At 68.6% G+C, this 18,508-nt stretch carries 18 protein-coding genes and 1 pseudogene; 9 read left to right on the top strand and 10 right to left on the bottom strand.

From position 1 onward, the window contains the following. Positions 1-12 precede the first annotated feature (12 nt). The 7 genes and pseudogenes from ACM6LU_RS03990 to ACM6LU_RS03960 all read left to right on the top strand — a co-directional run bounded on the left by ACM6LU_RS03990 (position 13) and on the right by ACM6LU_RS03960 (position 6,551). Positions 13-885 (top strand): diacylglycerol kinase family protein, encoded by an 873-nt coding sequence (locus ACM6LU_RS03990; RefSeq protein WP_414936176.1) that lies wholly within the window; start codon positions 13-15, stop codon positions 883-885. A 72-nt stretch (positions 886-957) separates the two neighbouring features. Then, positions 958-2,116, top strand: a pseudogene (locus ACM6LU_RS03985) (GAF domain-containing protein). A gap of 67 nt (positions 2,117-2,183) precedes the next feature. Then, on the top strand, positions 2,184-2,306 hold the full coding sequence (locus ACM6LU_RS03980) for a hypothetical protein (RefSeq protein WP_414936175.1): 123 nt from the start codon (positions 2,184-2,186) through the stop codon (positions 2,304-2,306). Between the two features lie 8 nt (positions 2,307-2,314). Continuing rightward, positions 2,315-3,442, top strand: a complete 1,128-nt coding sequence (locus tag ACM6LU_RS03975; protein WP_414936174.1) for a sensor histidine kinase — start codon at positions 2,315-2,317, stop codon at positions 3,440-3,442. Next, positions 3,439-4,077 carry a response regulator gene (locus tag ACM6LU_RS03970; RefSeq protein WP_414936173.1) on the top strand — a complete coding sequence of 213 codons (639 nt, stop codon included), beginning with the start codon at positions 3,439-3,441 and terminating at the stop codon, positions 4,075-4,077. Before ACM6LU_RS03975 ends, ACM6LU_RS03970 begins: the two co-directional genes overlap by 4 nt. Before the next feature lie 105 nt (positions 4,078-4,182). Further along, positions 4,183-5,586: a hypothetical protein gene (locus tag ACM6LU_RS03965; RefSeq protein WP_414936172.1), complete on the top strand. Its 1,404-nt coding sequence runs from the start codon at positions 4,183-4,185 to the stop codon at positions 5,584-5,586. Further along, positions 5,586-6,551 carry a glutamate ABC transporter substrate-binding protein gene (locus ACM6LU_RS03960; RefSeq protein WP_414936171.1) on the top strand — a complete coding sequence of 322 codons (966 nt, stop codon included), beginning with the start codon at positions 5,586-5,588 and terminating at the stop codon, positions 6,549-6,551. Before ACM6LU_RS03965 ends, ACM6LU_RS03960 begins: the two co-directional genes overlap by 1 nt. Before the next feature lie 42 nt (positions 6,552-6,593). Here the strand turns inward: ACM6LU_RS03960 and ACM6LU_RS03955 are convergent, their stop codons facing one another. The 4 genes from ACM6LU_RS03955 to ACM6LU_RS03940 form a co-directional block, all read right to left on the bottom strand. Further along, positions 6,594-8,099 (bottom strand): hypothetical protein, encoded by a 1,506-nt coding sequence (locus ACM6LU_RS03955; RefSeq protein ID WP_414936170.1) that lies wholly within the window; start codon positions 8,097-8,099, stop codon positions 6,594-6,596. Positions 8,100-8,119: 20 nt separating this feature from the next. Beyond that, positions 8,120-8,671 (bottom strand): DUF3558 family protein, encoded by a 552-nt coding sequence (locus tag ACM6LU_RS03950; RefSeq protein WP_414936169.1) that lies wholly within the window; start codon positions 8,669-8,671, stop codon positions 8,120-8,122. 11 nt (positions 8,672-8,682) lie between these two features. Next, positions 8,683-9,099 carry a hypothetical protein gene (locus ACM6LU_RS03945; protein ID WP_414936168.1) on the bottom strand — a complete coding sequence of 139 codons (417 nt, stop codon included), beginning with the start codon at positions 9,097-9,099 and terminating at the stop codon, positions 8,683-8,685. A 94-nt stretch (positions 9,100-9,193) separates the two neighbouring features. Then, positions 9,194-9,946 (bottom strand): ESX secretion-associated protein EspG, encoded by a 753-nt coding sequence (locus ACM6LU_RS03940; protein ID WP_414936167.1) that lies wholly within the window; start codon positions 9,944-9,946, stop codon positions 9,194-9,196. A gap of 154 nt (positions 9,947-10,100) precedes the next feature. Between ACM6LU_RS03940 and ACM6LU_RS03935 the strand changes: the two genes are divergently transcribed. After that, the gene (locus ACM6LU_RS03935; RefSeq protein WP_414936166.1) at positions 10,101-12,770 is read left to right on the top strand and encodes a tetratricopeptide repeat protein; all 2,670 of its coding nucleotides are present in this window, start codon (positions 10,101-10,103) and stop codon (positions 12,768-12,770) included. 67 nt (positions 12,771-12,837) lie between these two features. Here ACM6LU_RS03935 and ACM6LU_RS03930 read toward each other — a convergent pair whose 3' ends face one another. The 6 genes from ACM6LU_RS03930 to ACM6LU_RS03905 form a co-directional block, all read right to left on the bottom strand. Next, on the bottom strand, positions 12,838-13,422 hold the full coding sequence (locus ACM6LU_RS03930; RefSeq protein WP_414936165.1) for a PaaI family thioesterase: 585 nt from the start codon (positions 13,420-13,422) through the stop codon (positions 12,838-12,840). A 9-nt stretch (positions 13,423-13,431) separates the two neighbouring features. Continuing rightward, entirely contained in the window at positions 13,432-14,847 is a 1,416-nt protein-coding gene (locus ACM6LU_RS03925; RefSeq protein WP_414936164.1) for an MFS transporter, read from the bottom strand. A gap of 212 nt (positions 14,848-15,059) precedes the next feature. Continuing rightward, entirely contained in the window at positions 15,060-15,518 is a 459-nt protein-coding gene (locus tag ACM6LU_RS03920; protein ID WP_414936163.1) for a hypothetical protein, read from the bottom strand. A 4-nt stretch (positions 15,519-15,522) separates the two neighbouring features. Further along, the gene (locus ACM6LU_RS03915) at positions 15,523-16,080 is read right to left on the bottom strand and encodes a SigE family RNA polymerase sigma factor (RefSeq protein ID WP_414936162.1); all 558 of its coding nucleotides are present in this window, start codon (positions 16,078-16,080) and stop codon (positions 15,523-15,525) included. After that, positions 16,081-16,431, bottom strand: a complete 351-nt coding sequence (locus tag ACM6LU_RS03910) for a hypothetical protein (protein ID WP_414936161.1) — start codon at positions 16,429-16,431, stop codon at positions 16,081-16,083. Between the two features lie 132 nt (positions 16,432-16,563). After that, positions 16,564-17,772: a L,D-transpeptidase gene (locus ACM6LU_RS03905; protein ID WP_414936160.1), complete on the bottom strand. Its 1,209-nt coding sequence runs from the start codon at positions 17,770-17,772 to the stop codon at positions 16,564-16,566. Positions 17,773-18,227: 455 nt separating this feature from the next. On the opposite strand from ACM6LU_RS03905, the gene ACM6LU_RS03900 reads away from it, so the two are divergent. Then, positions 18,228-18,431, top strand: a complete 204-nt coding sequence (locus ACM6LU_RS03900) for a cold-shock protein (protein WP_003097368.1) — start codon at positions 18,228-18,230, stop codon at positions 18,429-18,431. Positions 18,432-18,508: the final 77 nt, after the last annotated feature.

Raw genomic sequence — 18,508 nt, 5'->3', positions numbered from 1 at the left:
AGCGGAGGACATGTGGGCGAAGCGGTTGCGGGGATCGTGGCGAACCCCGCTTCGGAGCGTGACATCCAGAGCCTGCGTTCGGCACTCCGGGTGGCCGGGGTCGGCCGGGTGATGGTGTGGACCGAGGCGGGGAAGATCATCGGCACCGTCCGCCGGATGGTGGACGCGGGGGCGAGCGTGCTCATCTGCCTGGGTGGTGACGGCCTGATGCGGGCCGCGGCGGCAGCCTGTGGCGACGTCCCGCTGCTCATGCTGCCGACCGGGAGCACCGACGAGCCCACCGTCGCCGGGCTCGCCGCCGGGCTGCTGGCCACCCATCAGGTGGACACGGACCTGGTCACGAACCGCGCGACCGTGCTCGAGGTCGTCACGAAGGCGCGCCGCGAGATCGCGCTGACCGACGTCAGCGTGTCGGCCGAAAGCCGCTGGGATCCCGCGTCACTGACCGAGCTGTACTGCACGTTCGCCGTACCGGACGGAATCGGCCTGTCGAGTATCCCCGGCAGGCTCTGCCCCAGCCCGAAGTCCACTGTGGACGGTGTCGCGCTTTCACTCGGGCCGGTCGAGGAGACGCCGTACATCGTGCAGGCGCCGATCGCGCCCGGCGAGGTACGGGCGGTGGGCGTCCGGGGCTGGAGCGTGCTGCACCCAGGGGTCCGGGTCGACCTCGCCGCCGCGGGCGGCTCCATCGCGCTCGACGGCGAACCGCACTTCGTACTGAGACGAGGAGAGAGCGCTTTCGTCGAGCTGAAGTCCGATGGCCCGTGGTGCGTCGACGTCCGCGCCGTGATGGCCGAGGCGACCAGGAAAGGCCTGCTCCTGGGGCGGAAACCGCAGGGGGCTTTTCCGGCGTCCCACCTGGTGGAAGCGCCCTTCACCGGGTAAACCCAGCCCAGGTCACAGAGACCTTCCGAACGCCGGGTCACCCGGGCACACTGGCCGAAACGGACCGGAGGGGTGGGCCAGGTGCAGCTGGAGGCGGCGTTGCCGGTCGGCGCGGACCCGCGGCGGCACGCGCGCGCGCTCGCCGAAGTGCACGAAGCCGCCCTCGCCGGTCGCGCGCTCCCGGGTCACCCGCGCGCGGTCATCGCCGCGTCCTGGCGGCGCATGCGCGAACTCGGCCTCGACCCGGATCGTGGCGCCCCGGCCCCCGTGCTCGTCCCGGAGCAGCTGGAAGCCCGCCGTCGCGAGAGCGGTCTCGCCGCCGTCCTGCCCGCCCTGCGCGGAGGCCTGATCAGCCTCGCCGAGCAGGCCGCGCACATCATGGCCGTCGTCGACGCCGAAGGCCGCGTCCTCTGGCGCGACGGCAGTACCGCGGTCCGCCGCCGCGCCGACGGGCTCGGGTTCGTCGAAGGCGTCGACTGGCACGAGACCTCCGCCGGTACCAACGCCATCGGTACGGCGCTGGTCACCCGACATCCGGTGCAGGTCTACTCCGCCGAACACTACGTCCGTAACCAGCACGACTGGACCTGTGCCGCCGCGCCACTGCACGATCCGAGGGACGGCAGGCTGCTCGGCGTCGTAGACCTCTCCGGCCCGGCCTCGACCGTGCACCCGACAACACTGGCACTGGTCGACGCGGTCGCGAAACTCGCCGAGGCGCAGCTGCGCACCACACACCTCTCCGAGCTGGAACGGCTGCGCGGCCTCGCCTCGCCCCTGCTCGCCAAGGTGAAGGGCCGGGCGGTGATCACCGATCCGCACGGCTGGATCGCGGCGTCGGCAGGCCTCGTCCCGGTCGGCCGGATCGCGCTGCCCAACGACGCGACCGCGGGCCGGACCTGGCTGCCCACCTACGGAAACTGCCTGCTGGAGCCGCTGCCCGGCGGGGACCTGGTCGCATCGGCTGAGCCCGCGGCACGCGGAGATGCTGTACGTCCTCGCGCGCCATCGGGAGGGAAGGTCGGCGTCGGAACTGTCGCTCGACCTCTTCGGCGACGCCGCCCGCACCGTCACCGTTCGCGCGGAGATGTCCCGGATGAGGCGGCATTTCGGCGGCATCCTGCTGGGCAGGCCGTATCGGTTCGCCGACGACGTCGAGGTCGTCGTCGAACGGCCCGCCGACGGTGGCGAGGTCCTCCCGTACTCCCTCGCGCCCGCCGTCCGCGACTGAACCTCCACCCCCGGCTCAACCCGGCGATGGTCCCGTCCCACCCCTCGGCGTGCCTAACGTCCGTGTCATGGGAAAAATGAACGCGAAAGGCCTGATGGCGCTGGTAGTGATAGGTGTCGTCGTCCTGCTGGGGTTCCTTGCCTACCGGCTGATCCTGGTGGAGATGATCACGCGGCTGAGTGATCGCTGAGGGGGGAAATGGGGAGGCGGGAACGGCCGCTGCTGCCGGACACGATCGCGCCGAGCTGGCTGGTCGTCCAGCTGCTCGGCACGGCGGCGGTCGCGGTGGTGCTGCTGACCGCGAGCGAGTCCAGTGCGTGGATCTGGGCGGCGTACGCCGTCTGCGGCGCCTGCTGGCTGGGCTTCGTGGCGACCTCCCCACGCTTCCCCAGGGTGGCGACCCTCCTGCTCGCGGTGGCGAGTGCCGCGCCATCGATCGCGCTCGGCTGGGCGGAGGACTCCTCCGCCATCGTGCTCGCGGTGGTCACGGTCAGCCGGTTCGCCACCCTGACCGAGCCGTCGGTGGCCGCCATTCTGGGGGTGGTGGGGTTCGACGTGAGCCTCGCGGCGGTCACCGGCCTGGTCGCGGGCGCGTCCGCGCCGCTGGTGTTCGGCAACGTCGGCGTGCTGCTCGTGCTGATGCTGCTGGGGCTGAACCGGCGGCAGTACGAGGTACAGGCGGCGCAGGCGGCCGCGCTGCTGGAGCAGACCAGGCTGGCGCAGAGCGAACACGCGCGGGCCGCCGCGCTCGACGAGCGCACCCGGATCGCCAGGGAGATCCACGACGTCCTCGCGCATTCGCTCGGGGCGTTGGGGATCCACCTGGAGGTCGCCGAGGCCCTGCTGGCCGAGAAGTCCGATGTGGACGGTGCACTCGGCAGGGTGCGGCTGTCCCGCCGTCTGGCCGCGGACGGGCTGTCCGAGGCGCGTGACGCGGTCGCGGCCCTCCGCAGCGACGTCCCGTCGCTGGCCGAAGCCGTGCGGCTGCTGGTGGACGCGCACCACGACGAGGTGTCCTTCGAGGTCGAGGGGGAGCAGCGGCCACTGCCGTCCGCCGCGGTGGTGTCGCTGGCGGGGGTCACGCGGGAGGCGTTGACCAACGCGGCCAAGCACGCCACCGGCCGGCCAGTGGCGCTCCGGCTGCTCTTCACACCGGAGGAGGTCTGCTTGCGGGTGCGCAACGAACTCGGCGACGCCATCCGGACGGAGGACAGCGGCGGGTTCGGTCTCACCGGGATGAGGGAGCGGCTCGCGCTCGCCGGTGGCACGCTGACCGCGGGCCCGGACGACGGGCGCTGGACGGTGGAGGCGGTGGTGCGGTCGTGATCCGGGTGGTCGTCGTCGATGACCAGCAGGTCATGCGCGAAGGGCTCGTCGCGTTGCTGGGCCTGATCGACGGGGTCGAGGTCGCCGGTTCCGCGGGAGACGGGCGGCAGGCACTCGACCTGCTCCGCGGGACCGCCGCCGACGTCGTGCTGATGGACCTGCGCATGCCCGTCCTGGACGGGGTGGCCGCGACCAAGCTGCTCAAACGGGATCACCCGGAGGTCGCGGTCGTGGTACTGACGACGTACGCGGACGACGCCTCGATCGCCGACGCGTTGCGCGCCGGAGCCCGCGGCTACCTGACCAAGGACGCCGGCCGCGCCGAGATCGGGGCGGCCGTCCGCTCCGCCGCCAACGGACAGGCGATCTTCGCCGCCGAAGTCTCCGACAGACTCGTCGCCGCACTCGACGCGAGAACGGTGAGCAGGGCCAAGACCGAGTTCCCGGACGGGCTCACCGCCCGCGAAACCGAAGTGCTCGGCCTCATCGCCCGCGGGCTGTCCAACCCGGAAATCGCCGCCGAACTGTTCATCGGCGAGGCCACCGTGAAAAGCCACATCAACCACGCCTTCGCCAAGATCGGTGTGCGCAATCGTGCGGAGGCCGTGCGCTACGGCCTGGAAAAAGGGCTCTGACGCGGTCAGGAGATCACGTGCCGATGACACCCGCCGGTGTCACTGGCTGCGCTGATCCCGACTCGGATACCTTCTTTGCGGTAGAGCCAATGGGGAGGATCGGCGATGACGAGCACTGTGACCCGGCCGGGGCCGCCGGGGAACCCCGCCGCACCCGCGCCGTCCCCCGCGCCCGAGGGCCGCAGCGGGATCGCCGGCCTGCTCGAACTGCCGGGGAACGGGGTCCGCGCGATCGTCCGGTCCGCGGCGACCACGCCGGGAAGACTGTCGGTCATCGCGATCGGTCTCGTCCTGCTGTCGCTGGTCGCGGGCCTGTTCGGCACGCTGGCCGCGCAGGACAAGAAAGACACGATCAACGGCCTGATCGACCACCGGGAACCGCTGGCCGCCGCCGCGCAGCAGGTCTACCGCGCGCTTTCGGACGCCGACGCGACCGCGGCCAGTTCGTTTCTCTCGATCGGCACCGAGCCGCTCCCGATGCGCGAGCGGTACGAACGTGACGTCGCGGAGGCCGGTGCGGCGCTGGCGAAGGCGGCGTCGGACTCTTCCGGGATCGGCGCGGCGGCCGAGCAGATCAACACCCTCGGCCGCGAGATCCCCGTCTACACAGGACTGGTCGAGACCGCGCGCACCTACAACCGACAGGGCTATCCCGTCGGTGCCTCATATCTGCGTGAGGCTTCGGAGCTGATGCGGGCGAAAATTCTTCCCGCCGCACAGGAGCTGTACCGCGTCGACACCGACCGGCTCGCCGCCGAACAGGACGACGTGACCGAATTCCCTTGGCTGGCAACGGCTTTGTTACTCGCTCTGCTCGCCGCGCTGATCGTCACGCAGGTGCACCTGACGCGGAAGACCAACCGGCTGCTGAACGTCGGCCTCGTCGTCGCGTCCGTGTCGGTGGTGGTCGCCCTGCTGTGGGGCGCGGTGGCGCTGATCGTGCAGAGCAGCCTCGTCGGCGCTGGTGAAGAAGACGGCTCGCACCAGGTGGACGTCCTGGTGCGAGCCCGGATCGCGGCACTGCAGGCGCGAGCCGACGAGACGCTGACCCTCGTCGCGCGCGGCGACGGCGCGGCGTACGAAAAGGACTTCGGCGATCTCGCCGCGCAACTCGGCGGGCCCGACGGCCAGGGCGGCCTGCTGGGTGAGGCCCGTGGCCTCGCGGAGGGCGGCGGGGCCGCCGGCAAGGTGGACGAGGCGATCCAGGCCGCGTCGGCGTGGTTCAAGGCGCACGCCGAAGTGCGGCGCCAAGACGACGACGGCAGCTATCAGGACGCCGTCGACACGGCGATCCGCGACGACAAGACCGGCGGCGCGGCAGGGGCGTTCCTGCGGCTCGACAACAGCCTGGTGGCCGCGATCAACGTGGGACGGCAGGAATTCCTGGACGACACCCGTGGCGCCGATCGCGCGCTGACCCTGCTCGCGCCGGGGATCGCGGTACTGGCACTGATCGCGGCGGCGGGGGCCGCGTTGGGAATCCGTGAACGGCTGAGGGAGTACCGGTGATGCGGAACGGTCTGCGAGGGGCCGTGCTCGGCGCCGTCTTGGTGCTGGCGACGGCCTGTGGGAGCGCGGGGGCGCCGGTCGACCCGGCCCCGGTGGGCGACGTCGCCCCACCACAGCCCGCGAACGTCGGCGGCGCCGACAACACCGGCAGTGGCGGAACGACCGACACGAGCTGCAACCCGTTGGCCAGCCTGAGGCCGACCAACGGCACGTCGATCACCAGCGGCTCGACGATGGCGAAGATCAAGGAGAAGGGCAAACTGATCGCCGGCGTCGACCAGACGACGTTCCTGTTCGGCTTCCGCAATCCGACGTCGGGTCAGCTCGAAGGCTTCGACATCGACATGGTCAACGAGATCGCGAAGGCGATATTCGGCAGCGCGGAAGGCCGTGTGCAGTTCCGGGCGATCCCGTCGAAACTGCGGGAAGAAGTGCTCGAAAAGAAGCAGGTCGACATCGTGGTCCGGACCTACAGCATCACCTGCGGCCGGCTGAAGAAGGTCAACTTCTCGACGGCGTACTACCAGGCGGGGCAACGGATCCTGGTCGAATCCGGCTCGAAGGTCGCCCAGCTCTCGGATCTCGCCGGGCGGCGGGTGTGCGCGACCAAGACGTCGACTTCGCTGTTGAAGATCGCGGCGGATCCCTCGAAGCCGGTGCCGGTCTCGGTGGACAACTGGTCGGACTGCCTGGTGATGCTGCAGCAGAAGCAGGTCGAGGCCGTGTCGACGGACGACGTCATCCTCGCCGGGATGCTCGCGCAGGACCCGACGCTGAAGATCGTGGGGGACCGGTTCACCGAGGAGAACTACGGAATCGGTGTCCCGAAGGAGAACGAGGACATGGTGCGGTACGTGAACGCCGTGCTGGACACCGTGCGCGGTGGCGCGTGGCAGGCGAGCTACGCGAAGTGGATCGGGAACAAGCTCGAAGGCGGAACGCCGCCTCAGCCCCAGTACAGGTGAGAAGGAGCCGTTCGGGATCGCTCCCGAACGGCCCGCCCCGGTTCAGGGGGACTTCTCGCCGATCACCGGCGGCACCGGCTTCATTTCGCCTTCGTAGCCGCCGAACAAGACGTCGGCGTCTTCTTCCTGCAGGTAGTCCGGGGCCTTCTTTTCCTTGTCCTCTTCCTTCTGCCCCCTGCCGCCAGGGCCACCGCCGCCCATCGCACCCGGACCGCCGCTCTTGCCGGCCGCGGCCGCGCCACCGCGGGTGATGCGCTCCTCAGGCAGCTTGCCCGACCCGGACCCGCCGCCACCCTTGCCCGCAAGCTTCTCGGCCTCACCGGCCGAAACCTTGCCGCCCGCGAGCCGCTCGGCGACGTTGCCCGACCCGCCGTTACGACCGAACCCGCCGCTTCCCCCGCCGGTCAACCGGCTGGCCGCACTGCCACCCGGCCCGCCCGGCGTCCGCCCGGGCTTGCCGCGATACCGCTCGCTGCCCAGCCGCCCGAGACCGGTGGGTCCCGGGCCGTTCATGGCCGCCAGCCCCGGATTCGGCCCGGGCCGGAACGACCCCGGCGGCCCGCCGAGCGACTGTCCCGGCCCCGAGACCCCGGTGTGCCCGCCGCCCGTGGTGATCCCCGGACCAGGTCCTGCACCAGGCCCGGGCCCAGGCCCCGGTCCACCCGAGTAGCCCGGCCCCGGCGCCCCCGGCCCGGACCCGGGACCACTACCGGGCCCGCCGCCGAACCCCTTGACGTCGCTGCCCCCGGAGAACCCGGACGCCGTCGTCGAATCGCCCATTTCCGGCGGCGGGGCGAAGGTGGGCTGCTGGGAATTGACGTCGAAAAGAGACTGGTCGTAGGTGTGCATGACCTGCGCGGCCTGCTGGTGCGCCTGGAACGACTGCTCCTGCTTGGCCGAGATGTTGCCGACCGTCTCCACCGCGCCCCCGAAGTTCCCCGACGCGAACTGCTGCAGGGCGTTCTTGTACTCGGCGTTGCGATCGAAGGGAACCTCTTCGGGCATGGAGTTCTTCGCGGTGGTCGCCGCGGCCGCCGACTGGGAGAACCGGTTGGACGCGAGATACGCGCCGTCGCCCGCGGTATCGGCCCACTTGCTGACATGGGAAAAGAAGTCGGTGACCGCTCGCGCGCCGTCTCCCCGCCAGTGATCGCCCTCTTTGCCGATCGCGGCCTTGACGGCGCTGCTGAAAGTGTTCAGGGAGTTGCCCTGGTTGTTCCAGAGCTCACCCTTTTCATCGATGTCGCGGGGGTCGAGGTCCTGCGTGACCATGTTCTTCAGCTCACCGTGCGGGACCGCTTCGTAGCGCTGTTCCGAAGGATTGAGGCCGGTGCGGAACTGCTGCCCCTGAGTGAGCGCTGCGGCCTGCTCGCCGGAGTACTGACCCGCCTTCGCCTCCGCGGTCAGCTTCGCGGTCAGGGGGTTCCCGCCGGGGCCGGCATTGGCCTCGTTGTAGGTGTCGGAGTAGCGCTTGGCCTCGTAATCGCGGTTCGCCTTACCCGACACCGAGAACGTGCTGTTGAAGTCGTCTTGCCCGACGTTGACCATGGTCCCTCCCCGTTCCGTCGTCAGTTGCCTCTCGGCAGTTTCGGTTCAGCGGCTGTTGCGATTTCCCTGGACAGAGCGCAGGCTTCTGCGTTCGTTCCCTTGTTCAAACTGGTCGAGGCCGTCATGCGAGAGTTCGCTGTTGCGGCGATTGCCACTGTGCAGGCCTGTTTTCCCGCGTCTCCTGGAATTTCGACCGCTTCGCGTTCACCGACCTTCGTCGGAACCTTGGTTCCTTGCCCGGCGGACAATTGCTCGATCCCGGCCTCGGCAACGAGATAGATGCTCACCGAACCGAAACCTTGTTTTCGTGTGGCGCAGCCGTTATCGCTTTCGTAGGTCTCCACGACCGGAGGGTCGAAACCTTTGGCACTGGTCGTGGGTTCAAGCAGATCGCAGGCCTTGAGATCCCCGAACACGTCGGCGGGTGTGGTGCTTTTCGAAGTCGAAGAGGCGCCGCTTTGCGGTGGGGCAGATGTGGCGTTGCCGGGTTTCTCCGACGAACAGCCGGAAAGGACGAGAACAAGAGCGGTCGGCAATGTGACGGAGAGCGGGAGCCGTGATTTCGCGATCATATCGGTCTGTGTCAGTCCTTTTGGAGAGATTTCAGTTGATCGGCATTGTCGCCATCTCGATGCCGGTACTTGGTCTTCGCCAGTTCGATCGCCTCTTCGGCGCGGTTGAGTACATCCCGTAGTGCGTCCAGCTGGGTTTTGGCTGAGAGGTCATCACCTTCGGCGACTCGGATCGCATGTTGACCGACCTGCTGCGCGAAAGGGCCGGTGCCCAGTTTCGGTTGTTCGGCGAGCCGTAAGAAAGCTCGCTGGTTGTTCGACCAGTCGGTCACGTAGTCGTCGATCGCGGTCTTCAGTGCCTCGCCAGCCTCTTCGCTGACCTTGAAGTCCCCGTCCTTCGCGGCCTTCACCATGGCGTCGGCCCGCGCCGAGAAATCGCCCAGCATCTCCGAGAAGTTGCCCGGCGGTCCGCCGGTGCCGTCAGTCATGGTCTCTCCCCTGTACCAAGTCCCGGTTACTCGTAGCGCTCGTCAGATCACGATATCAGCGGAAGAGGTCCGAAAGGCCGCCTCCCGGTGGGAATCACGCGCTGCCGACGCGGGCGGCTTCGACCAGGTCGTGAATCCATCGTGCCAGGTGAGAGCCGTTCGTCGGGGTGAACGTGCGCCGGACTTCGCCGTCGGGGAAGCGGTCGGTGGTGAGCATGAAGCGGCCCTGGACGCTGTCGAACCATTGGACGCTCTTCTGCTGGGGCTTACCCCGGTCGTCGCGCAAAGTGATGCTGACCGTGCCGAGTCGCGCGAGCGGGTGCTCGAAGAACTGGCTCGCCGCGCCCAAGCGGAGGTTGGCGGGGTCCTTGTCGAAGGGATCGTCCGGCCGCTTGGACGGGGGAAGCGTGTTGGACGTCATCACCCGTCCGGGAAAAGGCTGCAGCGACGGCAAGTTACCGAGGAGGGCGGCGACAACCTGTTCGGGGTAAACCGGCTCGAAGAGGATGTCGAAGCCGCGTTGCTGACTGATGACGCCAAGGTGGCGGTTCCAGCAGCCTCGATAGAGGTATTCGGCGTTTTGCTCGACTTCGTGCGCCTCCAGGGTGACGACGAAGTCCCCCGTTGCCCAAAGCCGGAGTGTCTCTTCGTAGTCGCGCAGGAGTTCGCGGCCGCGTGCGAAGCCTCGGTCGGCCAGGTCGGTCCAGACTTCCTCGCAGTGCCGCTCGCGTTCGGTGATGGTGGTGCCGACGGTCGGGATTTCGAAAGGCACCAAGAATCTGCCGAGCCCGAGTTCTTCGAGTACGACGTCGAGCTGGGTCATCGACATCGAAAATGACGCAGGCACCGCTAAGACTCCCCCTCCATTACAGCCTCCCCCTCATCACCTGCCGAATCGGTTCTCTCTCGCACCGTAGCGGGTTCGGCCCGGTGCGGGCACGACCTGCCTGGTCACCCCTAGACTGGGTCCGACTTCATCGCGGGGATTTCGGGAGGTACCAGTGTCGGAGGAGCCGCGCCGTCCTCGGCACGCAGCGCCGGATGACACCAGACCGGATCAGGAGGCGGAGTCCGCCTCCTGGACGCCACCGGCGCCGGTCCGCTGGGAGACACCCGAACCGTCCATTTCCGGCAGGCTCGATCTCACCGATTCGCCGAAGCCGAAGCCGAAGCCACAACCGCAGCCGGAGACGGACGCCGAGCGCACGATCCTCCACGCGCCGGTTCAGCGCCACCAGACTCCTCCGCGCGGCCAGCAGCGCCCGATCCCCGGTGCCGAGGACCCGACCCGCCCGCCGGGCGAGATGGCCCCCGTCAGTCCGCAGACCCAGGTCGTCCGTCCCGCGTGGCAGGCACCGGCCGACGCGCCCCAGCCGACCAGCGTGCTCTCCTCGCCCGCTCCGGAGACGCAGAGCATCATGCCGCCGGCGCCGCGCGTCGACCCAGGGCCCGGGCAGCTGCCGGACCCTGGCACGGAAAGCGTCCTCCCCGAACGTTCCAGCGAAAGCAGGGGAACCGGGACCGGCACGGGCAGCCGGGGGACCGGCACCGGAACGGGGTCGTTTCCCGGCACCGCACGCCGGACGTCGTCTCGCACCTCTCGCCGCGGTCGTCTCGGCGCCGGGCTCGTCGACGTCCCGCAGGTGCCGTACCGCGATCCGGCGTCCGCCGTCCTCGACAACCCGATGGTGTCGGAGGAGAAACGCTTCTGCGGCAACTGCAGCGCCAAGGTAGGCCGCGGCGAGGACGGCGAACCCGGTTCGCCCGAGGGCAGCTGTGAGAAGTGCGGGAACCCGTTCTCCTTCGTCCCGAAGCTGCGGCCGAACGAGATCGTCGGCGGCCAGTACGAGGTGCTCGGCGCGCTCGCGTACGGCGGGCTCGGCTGGATCTATCTCGCGCAGGACCACAACGTCAGCGACCGCTGGGTCGTGCTCAAGGGCCTGATCGACACCGGCGACGCCACCGCGATGGCGGCCGCCGCCAACGAGCAGCGATTCCTCGCCGAGGTCGAGCACCCGAACATCGTCAAGATCCACAACTTCGTGCAGCATCCGGACGGCGACACCGGCAACTCCGTGGGCTACATCGTCATGGAGTACGTCGGCGGCCAGTCGTTGCGGCAGCTCGCGCTCGCGCACCACCGCGAAACGAAGCGACCGGAGCCGCTGCCGATCGGCCAGGTGATCGCCTACGGGCTCGAGATCCTGCCCGCCATGGGCTACCTGCACAGCCAGAACCTGCTGTACTGCGACCTCAAGCCCGACAACGTCATCCAGACGCACGAACAGCTCAAGCTGATCGACCTCGGCGCGGTCCGCCGCATCGACGACTACGAAAGCCCGCTGTTCTTCACCACCGGCTACAGCGCGCCCGAATTGGCGACTCACGGCGCTTCGGTGGCGTCGGACCTCTACACCGTCGGCCGTACGCTCGCCGTCCTCAGTTTCGAGTTCTCCGGCTACACCAGCAAGTTCAAGGCGACCCTGCCCGGCCCGGACGTCGTCCCGCTGTTCGCGCTCTTCGGTTCGTACTACCGATTCCTGAGGCGCGCGACGCACACCGACCCGGACCGCCGGTTCATCGCGGCCGAGGAGATGGGCGACCAGCTGACCGGTGTGCTCCGCGAGATCATGGCGCTGGGCACCGGGAAACCGCGCCCGGGCGCTTCGACCGTCTTCGGTCCGGAGACCCGCACGTTCGGCGTCGACCTGGTCGTTCCGGAGCACGGCGGGAGCGTGCCGCTGCCGGATCCGGGCGAGGTGGTGTCGGGCCTGCCGATCCCGCAGGTCGACACGGACGACCCGGCGGCGGGCATGCTCGCCTCGACGGTCGCGCTCGATCCCGGTGGCGCGATCGAGTCGCTGGCCGGTGCGCCGCGTGAGTCGATCGAGGTCCGGTTGCGGATCGTCCGGGCCCGGATCGAGCTCGGCGAACTGGTCGAGGCACAGCGGCAGCTGCAGGCCGGGCAGTACCTCGCGATCAAGGCCGGATTCCCGCACGACTGGCGGATCGACTGGTACCGCGGCCTGATCGAGCTCGCGGGCGGCCGGTCCCGCGTCGCGCAAGTCGCGTTCGAAGCGGTGTACGACGACCTTCCCGGCGAGATCGCGCCGAAGCTGGCGTTGGCCGTCAGCGCGGAGGGTGTCGGGGACTACTTCGGCGCCGCGCGCTACTACGAGCTGGTGTGGCGAACGGACCGGTCGTACGTCAGCGCCGCCTTCGGGCTTGCTCGCGTGTACCTCGCGCAGGGCGCCCGGGCCAGCGCGATCGAGGTGCTGGAGGCCGTCCCGGCGTCGTCCACGCACCACGTCGCCGCGCAGGTGGCCGCGATCAAGATCAAGACCAGGATCAACGGCGGCGGCAAGGACCCGGTGCTGGTGTCGGAGCGGGATCTCGTCGACGCTTCGACGCGGCTCGAGCGTCTGCAGCTCGACGCCGAACGCCGCACGCGTTTGTCGGCGGAGGTGCTCGAAGCGGCGTACGGCTGGCTCAACGCGCAGAACCGGCCGACGCCGGGCGCGAAGGTGCTGGGCTGTGCCCTGGACGAACGGGACCTGCGCTTCGGGCTCGAGCGCTGCTACCGGACGCTGGCCCGCCTCGCCGGTACCGTCGACCAGCGTGTCGAACTCGTCGACAAGGCCAACGCGATCCGGCCCCGCACCCTCACCTGACCCCGCGTTTCGTCCTCTGGTTGCGGTAGTTCGGCCTACGAACTACCGCAACCAGAGGACGAATTGCTCAGGGGTTGATGTCCCACTCGCGTTCGCGCTTGGCCTTCTCGTGCGCGGCGGCGAGCTTCTGCAGGGCCTGGGGGTCCCCGTGGTTGCTGAAGTGCTCGAACTCGACCTGCACGAACAACGCCCGCGCGCGCACCGCGGCAGGGCCGTCCTCGGCGTCGAGCCGTCCGACGGCGCTCACGTAGATCTTCCGGCCCGCGACGCCGTCCAGCTTCGCGGCGATGTGCAGGGTCGAGCCGACCGGAACCGGCCGGAGGAAGTCCGTCTCCAGCTTCCCGGTGACGGCGGGACGACGCAGCAGGTTGCCGACGGTCGCGCCAAGCGCCTCGTCGAACGCGCAGGCCAGCAGGCCGCCGTGAGCGAGGCCGGGCGCACCCTGGTGGGCGGAGGTGACGGTGAACTTCGAGTACACCGTCGTCCCTTCGCCCACCGTCGACTGCAGATGGAGCCCTGCCTCGATCTCGTCACCGCACCCGAAGCACTCACCGAAGTGGATGCCCAGATGGCTGCCCGGCTGTGGGGCTTTCGGGTGGACGGTCGCCGGTTCGACTTCGACCGGCGGCCACGGCTGCGAGATACGGCTCATGGACAGACGTTAACTCGCCGGTAGCTCCGAGGCGCCGTCGGGAGTGGTCGTTTCCGGCTTGCGGCGCCGCGCGACCCGCGAGTTCACGATGCCGCGCAGCGACACGCCTGCCGTCTCCGGCAGCAGCAGGATCGGGATGGCCGCGATCGCCGCCGCGCCCATCAGGTAGTACGCGGGCCACAGGTTGTCGCCGGTCTTGTTCACCAGAGTGCCGATGACGTACGACGCCGTGCCACCGAACAACGCGGTGGAAACGCTGTAGCCGATGGAGAAACCGCCGTAGCGTTCCTGTGTCGGGAACATCGCCGGCAGCGTCGCCGCCAGCACGGCGAGGATCAGCACCAGCGGCACCGCGATCAGCACCAGGCCGAGCATGAGCTGCCCGGCGTTCCGATCGTCGGCGGCCGCGCCCATCAGCGAGAACGCCGGGATCGGCAGCACCAGGAAACTCGCGCAACTCGCGATCAGGATGGGTTTTCGCCCGATCCGGTCGGACAGGATGCCCACCGGAACGATCAGGATCAGCATCAACGCGATGGTCGCCAGAATGATCAACAACGGCGTGTGCCCGCCGAAACCGACCACGTCCTTGAGATAGGTCTCCAGGTACGTGATCACGATGTAGTCGGCCACGTTCAGCATCACCACGATGCCGATCAGGTGCAGGATCGAGGTCCAGTGCTTCTTGAACAACGCCTTCAGCGGCGACTTCTCAACCTGCTGCTTCTTCTCGATCTCCTGGAACAGCGGAGTGTCTTCCAGCTTGTTCCGCAGGTAGAGACCGACGATGCCGAGCGGCCCGGCGATCAGGAACGGCAGACGCCAGCCCCATTCGCGCATGGCGTCGTCGCCGAGGACCACGGTGAAGATCGTGACGAAGCCCGCGCCCATCGCGAACCCGACGAGGGTGCCGAACTCCAGCCAGCTGCCCCAGAAACCCCGGCGCCGGGCGGGGGCGTACTCGGCGATGAACGTCGCCGCACCACCGTATTCACCGCCCGCCGAGAAGCCTTGGATGGTACGCAACAGAATCAGGAGCACCGCCGCGGCGGGTCCGATCGTGGCGTAGGACGGCAGCAGCCCGATGACGAACGTCGAACCGGACATCAGGATGATCGTCAGCGCGAGCACCTTCTGGCGCCCGATCTTGTCCCCCAGCGGACCGAACACGAAGCTGCCGAACGGCCGCACGATGAACGTGATCGCGAGGACCGCGAACGTCGCCAGCGCGCCCTCTGAAGTGCTTGAAGCGTTGAAGAAGACCTGCCCAAGGATGGCAGGCATGAAGCCGAAGACACCGAAGTCGTACCACTCGATGCAGTTACCCATCGCCGCTCCGGCGACGGCCTTTCTGATCTGCTCAGGTGGGGCCTCCGCCGGTTCCCCTTTTTCCTGATGCGCCGCACTCAGCGCCTCTTCGGCCATGGGTTTGACCTCCCGACCCACCCGTTTACTTACCCATCGTCGACGGTTTGTTCCCTCGACCGCAGGTGTTCAAACGTAGCGATTCAGCGATTTTCGAGCGATCGCGTGAGTGTCGTACCCCCAAAAGGTGACGCGCCACCAGCTGAAACCGATGTCAGCGAATTTCCGATTACTTCGGGTAATACCTCGGAAATCGGGCGTTCCGGACGGCGTCAACGGGTCGTCGTGCCTGCCGTCGGTGGTTCGATCGGCTCCTTCGTCGGGCTGGGAACGTGAGGCGAACCGACCGTCGTCGTCCGGCCCGGCTGCGAGGTCCGGGGCGTCGAGCGTGTCTGGCCCGGCTTCGGGACCGTCCCCTGAACGGGCGGGTCCGGAGCAGCCTCCGGCGGGGTGGTCGCCTCGGAAGGCGTCGGCGAGACCGGTGCCGGGGAGATGGTCGACAGGCCGGGCCCGGCGGGCCGCACCGGCGCGGATCCCTCACCGCCGCGACCGCCGACGGCGATCGCGCCGAGCACGATCACCGCGGCCGTCGCCAGCGAACTCCCCGCCACGGCCAGCCGCTTGCGTCGTCGCCGGATCCGGCCACCCTGCTCGATGATGTCCGCCGCCCGGATGCCCAGCGGCGGACCACCCTCGCCGTGCGAAAGCACGCTCTTGATGTCCTCGTCCATCTCCTCACCTCCCATCGCCGTGCGCTCCACTCAAGGCCAGTTCGCTGAAATGCGGTCCGAGCCGCTTGCGCAGGGTCGCCAGACCCCGCGCGCCCTGACTCTTCACGTTGCCGGTGCTGCAGCCCAGCGCCGCGGCCGTCTCCTCGACGCTGAGATCTTCGAAATAGCGCAGCACCAGCACGGCCCGCTGCTTCGGGGCGATGCCGGACAGGGCGTGCCTGACCAGCATCTCCTGTTCCTTACCGCTCGTTTCACCCGGGACTTCGGGGAGGGTGTCGGTGAGCTTCTCCCGTTTGCGCCAGACGCGCCGGTGCTCGGAGAGGAACGTCCGCAGCACGATCTTGCGCGCGTAGCCGTCGAGCGCGTCGTGCCGGGAGAGTCTCGGCCAGGCCAGGTACAGCTTCAGCAGCGCGGCCTGGGCGATGTCCTCGGCCTGGTGCCAGTCCCCGCACAGGAGGTACGCGGTGGCACGCAGGCTGTGCGCGCGCTCATCGAAGTACCGGGCGAACTCGCCGTCCCACGGCGAGCCCGTCCCGGTCTTCGACGAGCGGCTCAACGACACCTAGCTACCGGCTCCTTCGACGATGGCGGGGAGGTTCAGGTCCCCGGTCGGCCCGGCGGGGACGGCCTTCGGGACACGGTGCTCGCCCGGAGCGACGACCGACGGGGTCTCCTGGGCGGGCCGCGGGGCGGTGGTGGCGCGGGTCGGGTCCGCCGGCTTCGCCGTCGTGGGCGCCTGAGTCGGCTGCGGCGGCTGGTTCGGCGCCTGCGTCGACGTCGGCGACGGGGCACTCTGGTCGGCCGACGCCAGCGAGGTGCCGAAGAACGCGGCGCCGCCGGCCAGCAGCAGGGCTCCGACGGAAAGTGCGATACGAGTACGCAAGGGTGTCTCCTCGATCCGGGCGCCGCTCATTGGCCGCGGCGCCTTCCGTCGTTAGACATGCGTCCCGCCCGTCCTGGGGTTGCATCGACTTTCCCCGGGATTTCAAACACGAACGGCCGGAGACCAAAGGGGTCTCCGGCCGCCCGGCTTCGCGGAAGTACGTCAGCTCCCCAAAGCGGACAGCTTCGTCCACTCGTCCCAGGAATAGGTCCAGTCGCTGTAGTCGCGCGCCCGGTTGATCTTCACCGTGCTGCCCTCGACCTCGACGGGATCGCCGACGAGCGTGCCCGCCATGTACTCCTTGGCGTTCGCCGGCGCGAGGTTCACGCAGCCGTGGGAGATGTTCTTCTTGCCCTGTGCCCAGATCGAGGGCCCGTAGCCGTGGATGAACTCGCCGTTGGTCGAGAACCGCACCGCGGACGGCACGACGATGTTCTCGTAGTCGTAGCGCTCGTTGGTCATCGAGTACGTGTCGTGCTTGGACATCACCACGTGCGTGCCGCTCGGGGTGACCCGGCCCTGGTCGGCGTCGAGGCCGTAGCTGGCCGGGTAGTCCGCGATCTGCCGGCCGTCGCGGACCACCAGGAGCCGGTGGGTCTGGGTGTTGCCCTTGACGACCTGAGAGCGCCCGATCGTGAAGCTCGCCGAGCGGTCTTCCTTGCCGTACACGCCTTCGCCGATCTTGACGCCGTAAATCTTGGCGTTGAACTTCACGGTGGTGCCGGGCTGCCAGTAGGCCTTCGGCCGCCAGTGCACCGAGGTGTCGTCGTGGACCCAGGCCCAGGAGCCCTCGGTCTTCGGCGTGGTCTCGACGGAGAGCGTCTTCTCGACCGAGGCCTTGTCGGTGACCTTGCTCGGGAAGGTCAGCGTGATCGGCATGGCGACGCCGTAGGTCTGCCCGTCGAAGACGTTGATGTTCGCGCCCACCTGCTTGCGCGGTTTGACCGTGGTGAAGACGCCGCCGACCTCGACGGGCTTGCCGTCGGTGCCGGTGGCCTTGCCGGACCACGTGTAGGTCTTGCCGTAGCCGAGCTGTTCGGTGGTGGCCCAGCTCTTCTTGTCCTCGGTCGGCTGTCCCGCGACCTGTTTGCCCTCCGGGTTGGTCAGCACGATCTGGTCGAGCGTGCCGTCGCCGACGCTGACCTTGATCGGCTGGCCCGGCGCGACGTCTTGGGCACCCGCCGCGGGTTCGTAAGTCAACTTGGCGGGCGCGGGCGCCCGTCCGCCGGTCTCGCTGCTGATCGGGCCGCCGCCGTCGGGCCCGCTGGCCGACACGGTCGGCTCGCTGCTGCACGCCCCCAGCGTCAGAACGGCCACCAGCCCCAGTGCCGCGATCGCCGCGCGGCGGCGGGCGGTTTCAGTGAACCTCAAAGCTTCCCCTTTGCTCCCCTTGTACACCGATCATGACGTTCGGACCGCCCTCGAAGTTGACCGCACGGAGAGTGATGCGAGTCACAATCGGGTGGATCATAGTTCACGATCGGGGCATGGCCGACTTCGGTCCGTGTCCGGCGTTGACCTCAGGTCGGTGCGCGGCGACAGGGTAGTGAAAGGGTCCGACAGAAGAAGGAGCGCTATACGACGTTCCGGTGACCTTGGTACTTGGGGGTGCTTGGAGTCCCATCACGGGCTTCAAATATGGCCAGATCCCGGTACTCTGCAATCAGGCCGTCGTTTTGCGTGTTCGTGGCTTCACACTCGCGGAACTTCTGACGCGAGCCATGAGCCGGTGACGCGCTCTTCGCTCGACTCGTTGGAACCGCCCGGGACGGTCTGGGTGTCACTTCGGTGGCACTCGAAGCGGATGTGCAACGAGGAGTACAGCGGTGGCGCAAGGCACTGTGAAGTGGTTCAACGCGGAGAAGGGCTTCGGCTTCATCGCGCAGGATGGCGGCGAGGGCGACGTCTTCGTTCACTACTCGGAGATCGAGGGCCGCGGTTTCCGCACTCTCGAGGAGAATCAGCGAGTGGAGTTCGAGGTCGGTCAGGGACAGAAGGGCCCGCAGGCCCAAAAGGTCCGCGCGATCTGAGTCCGCCTTTCGGCGTTGCTCAGACTGAACAGAAAAGCCCCCGGCATTTTCTCGCCGGGGGCTTTTCCATGGCTTTG

Source organism: Amycolatopsis sp. cmx-11-51, assembly GCF_047608665.1.
GTDB lineage: Bacteria > Actinomycetota > Actinomycetes > Mycobacteriales > Pseudonocardiaceae > Amycolatopsis.
Note: the sequence above shows the minus strand (reverse complement) of the source record. Positions and strands in the feature narration are given on the sequence as shown.

What these genes read in the sequence shown, in the direction of transcription:
- ACM6LU_RS03980 (WP_414936175.1), top strand. Translation starts at nt 2,184, where the DNA reads ATGGGAAAAATGAACGCGAAAGGCCTGATGGCGCTGGTAGTGATAGGT.
- ACM6LU_RS03975 (WP_414936174.1), top strand. Translation starts at nt 2,315, where the DNA reads ATGGGGAGGCGGGAACGGCCGCTGCTGCCGGACACGATCGCGCCGAGC.
- ACM6LU_RS03965 (WP_414936172.1), top strand. Translation starts at nt 4,183, where the DNA reads ATGACGAGCACTGTGACCCGGCCGGGGCCGCCGGGGAACCCCGCCGCA.
- ACM6LU_RS03960 (WP_414936171.1), top strand. Translation starts at nt 5,586, where the DNA reads ATGCGGAACGGTCTGCGAGGGGCCGTGCTCGGCGCCGTCTTGGTGCTG.
- ACM6LU_RS03955 (WP_414936170.1), bottom strand. Translation starts at nt 8,099, where the DNA reads ATGGTCAACGTCGGGCAAGACGACTTCAACAGCACGTTCTCGGTGTCG.
- ACM6LU_RS03950 (WP_414936169.1), bottom strand. Translation starts at nt 8,671, where the DNA reads ATGATCGCGAAATCACGGCTCCCGCTCTCCGTCACATTGCCGACCGCT.
- ACM6LU_RS03945 (WP_414936168.1), bottom strand. Translation starts at nt 9,099, where the DNA reads ATGACTGACGGCACCGGCGGACCGCCGGGCAACTTCTCGGAGATGCTG.
- ACM6LU_RS03930 (WP_414936165.1), bottom strand. Translation starts at nt 13,422, where the DNA reads ATGAGCCGTATCTCGCAGCCGTGGCCGCCGGTCGAAGTCGAACCGGCG.
- ACM6LU_RS03925 (WP_414936164.1), bottom strand. Translation starts at nt 14,847, where the DNA reads ATGGCCGAAGAGGCGCTGAGTGCGGCGCATCAGGAAAAAGGGGAACCG.
- ACM6LU_RS03920 (WP_414936163.1), bottom strand. Translation starts at nt 15,518, where the DNA reads ATGGACGAGGACATCAAGAGCGTGCTTTCGCACGGCGAGGGTGGTCCG.
- ACM6LU_RS03910 (WP_414936161.1), bottom strand. Translation starts at nt 16,431, where the DNA reads ATGAGCGGCGCCCGGATCGAGGAGACACCCTTGCGTACTCGTATCGCA.